General features: G+C 66.9%; 1 protein-coding gene. It reads left to right on the top strand.

Features of this window, described 5'->3' with window-relative positions; all coding sequences use genetic code 11:
• Nucleotides 1-12 precede the first annotated feature (12 nt).
• Nucleotides 13-1,184, top strand: a 1,172-nt coding sequence (locus tag AWB67_RS38230) for a non-ribosomal peptide synthetase (RefSeq protein WP_235025614.1), incomplete at its 3' end; no start/stop codon positions are given.

Raw genomic sequence — 1,184 nt, forward strand, 5'->3', positions numbered from 1 at the left:
GTCTGGAACAGCGTGCCCGCCCTGCTGGAAATGCAACTCGAGTATTCGGTCGCCCGGGCGCCGGAGGTCTTGTCGAGCTTGCGGCTCATCATGCTGAGCGGCGACTGGATACCGGTGTCCTTGCCGGGCCGCGTGGCGTGTGTCGCGCCGCGCGCAGCCCTCGTCGGTCTCGGCGGCGCCACGGAAGCGTCGATCTGGTCGAACTATTTCGTCATCGACCACGTCGACCCGAGATGGCGCAGCATTCCCTACGGCTGGCCGCTTTCGAACCAGAGCTTCCACGTGCTGGACGACGCCTTGCAACCGCAGCCGGCCTGGGCCACCGGAAACCTGTACATCGGCGGCATCGGCCTCGCCCAGAGCTATTACAGGGATCCCGAACGAACCCGTAACAGCTTCATCGCGCACCCCGCCACCGGGGAACGCCTGTACCGCACAGGCGATCTCGGCCGCTATCAGGCCGATGGCCGTCTCGAATTCCTGGGGCGCAGCGACACCCAGGTCAAGATCTTCGGGCACCGTATCGAGCTGGGCGAGATCGATGCGATGCTCGAGCGGTGCCCCGGCGTGCGCAGCGCGGCGTCGCTGGTCAGGAGCGCCGGTGAAAACAACCAGCCGCAGTTGCTGGCGTTCTTCGTGCGCGATCCGCGCGCGGCAAAGGAGGGTGCGGCCATCGAAGCCTCGATCCGCCAACACCTCGGTGACCTGCTGCCTCACTACATGGTGCCGGGCCTGCTGGTCGAGATCGACCAGATCCCGGTGACCGCCAACGGGAAGATCGATCGCGCCGTCCTTCAAGAGCAGGCATCCGCGCTGCAGCGCGCGGGCACGGAGAAGATCCTGCCGCGCGACGAGACCGAGGCCGCCCTGTCGTCGCTGTGGGAAGAGCTGCTCGGTATCGAACAGCCGGGCGTCAACGACGACTTCTTCGCCCTCGGCGGCAGTTCGCTGATGGCAGTGCGGCTGCTCAACGCGATCGAGTCCACTCTCGGGCAGACCTTGTCGCTCGCGTCTTTGCTGCGCCAGGGCACGATCGCCACACAGGCCCGGCTGATCGCCGATCTGGCGGCGCAGGCGCCCTCGCGCAAGCCCGGCAAGACCTCGGTCCGCGACGCCGTCGTGATCATCCGCCGCGCGGCGATACGAGCAGAACCGCAGAACGTTCTGGTCGCCGTTCATCCTGT

It is taken from the genome of Caballeronia terrestris, from assembly GCF_001544515.1.
In the GTDB taxonomy this organism is placed as follows: Bacteria; Pseudomonadota; Gammaproteobacteria; order Burkholderiales; family Burkholderiaceae; genus Caballeronia; species Caballeronia terrestris.